Source organism: Nostoc sp. 'Peltigera membranacea cyanobiont' 213, assembly GCF_002245975.1.
GTDB lineage: Bacteria > Cyanobacteriota > Cyanobacteriia > Cyanobacteriales > Nostocaceae > Nostoc.
On record NZ_NOLI01000269.1, the window covers coordinates 1 to 4493 of the forward strand.

Here is a 4493-nt window from a genome sequence, read left to right on the forward strand (position 1 = left end):
TTCATAGTCAGAAGCGTTTTTTTTAATTTGTTCAAGCAAACTGGATGGCAGTAATTCTCGCAAGTTAGGCAACCAATAGTTAAATGTATCATTGGCGGTAGACTCGCTTACTTCAAACTGAATACCTAGAACACCGATTCAGTAATCGGAAAATAAAATAAAAATCAGTGCATGGTGAAATTCATAAAAGAGGAGAAAGTAGTGTAAATGCCGACCAGTCAAGGCTTATGACGACAAGCAGAGCTTGAGCGAGATTTAACAAAATTTCAAGGAAAGGGATAAGCTCAATTGAGGTAGATTCAAGTAATAAATGTGCGGCTCAAGCCTCAGAATCTACGTATGCGACCAGAAAAATGGCATCCCCCGATAGAACTATCAGCATCAGAGCAAAGTATTGTTAAGCGGATTAAACGAGCGAAGCTGTTTACGTTTTTACGGCAATATCGCCATAAGTTATTTGATGAGGAATTTCAAGTAGAACTGAGCAAACTCTATGCAGACTCAGCCAAAGGGCATCCACCAGTATCACCAGCACAGTTAGCATTGACGACAATATTGCAAGCATATACAGGAGCCTCGGATGCAGAAGCGATAGAAGCGTTGGTCATGGACAGACGTTGGCAATTAGTACTTGATTGCATGGATTGTGAAAAAGCACCTTTTTCGCAGGCTACTTTGGTAAGATTTCGTAGTGCGCTGATTATCCACGGTCTTGACCGACGATTAATTGAGAGAACAGTAGAACTAGCAGAGCAAACGAAAAGTTTTGGCTCAAAGCAGTTAAGGGCAGCACTCAATACTGCTCGGTTAAGGGAAAATAGATAGTGGAATAAATCATAATTTGTTCGCGTATGATTTACGAGAACAAAAACAGCTAAAAACGTTGCTTGTACCTGAAGGCACTCTCGAAAAGTTTAATTGTCAATTGCTGAGAATATTTTTAACCTGTTGAACTATAAATTGAGGATGAACAATTTACTGTATCGCCCAAATAATAGATGTATTCAACAAGTTTCCTAAAAATTTGAAAGGATAATAGTTGTCGAGGAGTGCCATTATTTCTATGACATCGTTTTTTACTCTGAAACTTTGAGCGAATTTTCTTGACGACTCTGGGATTACTTCTGTGCTGTGGTGGTGGAATTTTTAACTCTACAATTTCATCAGTTAACCAACTAAAAAATACATTAATATCTGGGAATATTTCTACTGCAATCTGGAACAAAGGGATAGCACGTCTAATCACTCTAAGGCTGCCAGTAAAACTTAGACGTAATGGAGATAATCCTACTTTTTCAGCACTTTGAAACATTAAACAACGTATACAATAATGTCCCAGTAACCAGCCATAAATTTCTTGGACTACTTCACGAGGATTTTTAGAACGGATAGGAGTTTTACGACCATTGAGATGAACTTTTAATTCATCCAAGGTATTTTCTGCCTCCCAGCGCTGGTGATACTCAGTAGCTAAAAGCAAAGCAGGAAAAGTCTTAATATCCATCAAATCTGTAATTAGACGATAAACTTTTTCTGTCCCATTCTCTTCAACAACATATTCAATTACACGGATTGGGATTCGGGTTGCACCTTTCTTTTTAGACTTACCATCAGGGGCAATCCACGACAAATAAGAACCATCATCAAAAGTTTGAACTACCTCGAATTTAACGTGGGCTGGTACACGTCCAAGAATATGGCATTTTTGTTTAATTGCGGCATCAACCATCTTGAATGAATGTAGTCCCCTATCCCACATCAGCAACATCCCATCACTAACACTTCGTAATAATTTTAAAGCTCCTTTTCTTTCACCAATTCGATAAGGACTAATGAATGCATCGGTAATTAAATGAGTACCTGCTTCTACCAAAAAAACTAACCTGGCTTTCGGGAAGGCCGGATATGTCCTCTTGTCGTGAACCAGGATAACCAAATACTCTTGCATTTTCTTGAGTCTCAGTGGCTTGGGGTAACGTAGGGCTGTTGAACCTCAAAGTTAACAAGTGACATTAACAAGACGGTACTTACGTTTAGTTTTGGCTGTAAAATAATATAAACTAAATTCGGGCTTGTTCTCGAACTGAATACGCGAACACTGCGACCCCCTTAATCACCATAAGCACGAGAAATGCCAGATGCTTGACTCTGACATTATTTCTAGAGCCGAACTCATACAACAAGCTATTGCGACGTTACAACTCTCTATACAACAAATTCAGGCTTCGGGGGAAATCGCACCACCTGGGTGTTGTGTTTTACGTTACCAAGCACGCGGAAAAAAGCAAGCTTATTGGTACTATAAGTTACACGCGACCAAACCAATTTTTTCCACAACTCAACCCAACAAATTGAGCAAATACAAGCATTTGGGTAAGGCTGGAAGCCCTGCTCATATTAATGCTGTCCTCTCCGTGGCTAGAAGAACCCAAATCGATCACTTAACTGAGTGCATCGACTCTCTTCGTCAAAATTGGGTGGACTTGTACGATAGCCTCAAAGAGAAAAAGTAAGTCCAATCATCTTGTTCGCGGATTATATACGCGAACACTATTTTCTTTGTTTTACCCTCTATTTTTCCTTAACCGAGCAGTATTGAGTCAGATTCCTGTCAATGCGTAAGTTCTGTCCTAATGAGCAGATAATAGATGGTTAAGAGTTCTCGCTCATTAGGAACAGCGTTGAGAAACTTATCAGGTGATAAAGGAAAAATCCTGGTAGTAGATGACGAAGCCAGCAGGAAGCCGAATTTTACAGACGCGTTTAGAAAGTTTGTGATGGTGAAGGGGGTTTATCAGTTTTTCGTAAAGAAACTCCTGACTTAATCGTTCTGGATGTGATGAATGTTTAACGCCTCTGCTTCTTTGTTGCCCATCTCCCCCGAAAAAAATCGCTCTCCAAGTAGAACAGAGTCAATCAGCTTCTCTACGAGACGCTGCGCGAACGTTGTCAGGAAAAAATCAAGCCACTGGTGAAAAGGTGAAAGGCTGTCATCTTCTTCGAGCAGCGTCTTGTAGGGGTAAAGACAAGATACGCGCAAAATTTATCACCATGTAAAGTTTTTGTAACAAATTTCACGCGATCGCCTTTGTCTATATGAGAGAAAAGTCTGCCTAGTTTGGCTTTCAGCCTAGTGAACACTTCGAGCTTATCTGTCCCAACTTAGAAAATATTGCCGAAAACAGAAGCTGAAGGGTCTTGTCAAAGAAGGCTCAAACCTTATTCTTCCGCTCAGTTGCGCTCATAACATTGCCTAAAATAAGCCAAACTAGGCAATGTTTGAATGTTTTCAAGACATCAATACATGGCTACTTTACACAACTTTACATAGTGATAAATTTTGCGCGTATCTTGTCTTTACCCCAACCTGATTGAGCCGATTTACTTCCAAAGAGTGTTAGCTCCCACTGAGCAGCCCCAAGGTTGTCTCGAAAGTCAAGTGAACATTTTCTCACAATGGATAGTTTCTGTGGAACAGCTTATGATATCTTCTCAAGAATCTGATTACTCATCTGAATTTGGTTTTTTCCGATATTACGTTTGAGTAAGAAAATACCTGCATCATGCGCTTGCTGACCACCAGCACTAAAGCAAGCATCCTCGATAATTACTGGTTCAATACCGCGTTCAAAAGAGTCAATTGCTGTCTTGAAAATACAGCTATCAGTTTCAACTCCACAAAGATATATTTTACTGATTTGATTAATCAAAATAAAACTCGAAAAACTTTCCGTAAATGCAGAGTAATAAGGTTTATCAAAAATATTATGTATATATGGCTGAAGTTCATCAATAATGCTTGTTTCTGGTTCATGTATCAAGCTTGACCAATGAATTAGCTTCACATAATTACTGTCAGCAGTATTGATAAATTTTGTGAATTCAACGAGTTTACCAGCTTCTAAAAAGCGCTCAATTAGTTTAATGACAGTAGGAATAATATGTCTGCATTTTTCAGGCATAAAACCATTTTGCATATCTACTACAAGAAGGATTTCGCTCATTTGTGCCAGATTTTATTTAGATTAAGAGTTAAGACATTAAATAAAACAATATTATAAAAGACGGCATCCGCAATTTTGAGCCTCTTTCTTGGGTAAAAAGACAAGTCTAGCGCATTACCTTTTATCAACTGACATTCAAAATAAAGCAGGTAAGGAAGATTCGCTGTTAAAATACCACCAATCCGCTAAATTAAACCAGACATATAGCTTATGATTACTCAAATGATGGTTCAACCCTCATTCTGGGTAGATTCTGGAATCAAACTCAGTAAAGTTAGGGACATATATTTGTTTAAATTTACTGAAGAATTGCAGTCTCGACTCGAAGAATTATCTGAGAAAAAGAAAGCTGGATTGCTAACCACAGAAGAAGATGCTGAATTGGCAGGCATATTGGAACTGGATAGAATTTGGGTGCGACTCTTTTAGGAATACGGTGTATTATAAAGGAGTAATAGATGAATTGCTTTGCAGAGTAGTATAGCCAGT

The 4493-nt window shown here is 38.7% G+C and carries 4 protein-coding genes and 2 pseudogenes; 3 read left to right on the forward strand and 3 right to left on the reverse strand.

All coding sequences use genetic code 11. The annotated features are described in order from the left end of the window. On the reverse strand, positions 1 to 138 hold a 138-nt coding region (locus CDG77_RS33610), incomplete at its 3' end, for a transposase family protein (protein ID WP_143857159.1). Between the two features lie 201 nt (positions 139 to 339). On the opposite strand from CDG77_RS33610, the pseudogene CDG77_RS33615 reads away from it, so the two are divergent. Next, positions 340 to 810: pseudogene (locus CDG77_RS33615) on the forward strand (transposase); the annotation flags it as partial. A 406-nt stretch (positions 811 to 1216) separates the two neighbouring features. On the opposite strand, the pseudogene CDG77_RS33620 reads toward CDG77_RS33615, so the two are convergent. Further along, a pseudogene (locus tag CDG77_RS33620) lies at positions 1217 to 1961 on the reverse strand (transposase); the annotation flags it as partial. A gap of 177 nt (positions 1962 to 2138) precedes the next feature. On the opposite strand from CDG77_RS33620, the gene CDG77_RS33625 reads away from it, so the two are divergent. Then, complete coding sequence (locus CDG77_RS33625; protein WP_094333491.1) at positions 2139 to 2513, forward strand: hypothetical protein; 375 nt, start codon at positions 2139 to 2141, stop codon at positions 2511 to 2513. Positions 2514 to 3479: 966 nt separating this feature from the next. Here the strand turns inward: CDG77_RS33625 and CDG77_RS33635 are convergent. After that, complete coding sequence (locus CDG77_RS33635) at positions 3480 to 4004, reverse strand: isochorismatase family cysteine hydrolase (protein WP_094333493.1); 525 nt, start codon at positions 4002 to 4004, stop codon at positions 3480 to 3482. Positions 4005 to 4214: 210 nt separating this feature from the next. Here CDG77_RS33635 and CDG77_RS33640 point away from each other — a divergent pair, with 210 nt between their 5' ends. After that, positions 4215 to 4433, forward strand: coding sequence for a hypothetical protein (locus CDG77_RS33640; RefSeq protein ID WP_094333494.1), 219 nt, complete (start codon positions 4215 to 4217; stop codon positions 4431 to 4433). Positions 4434 to 4493 lie beyond the last annotated feature (60 nt).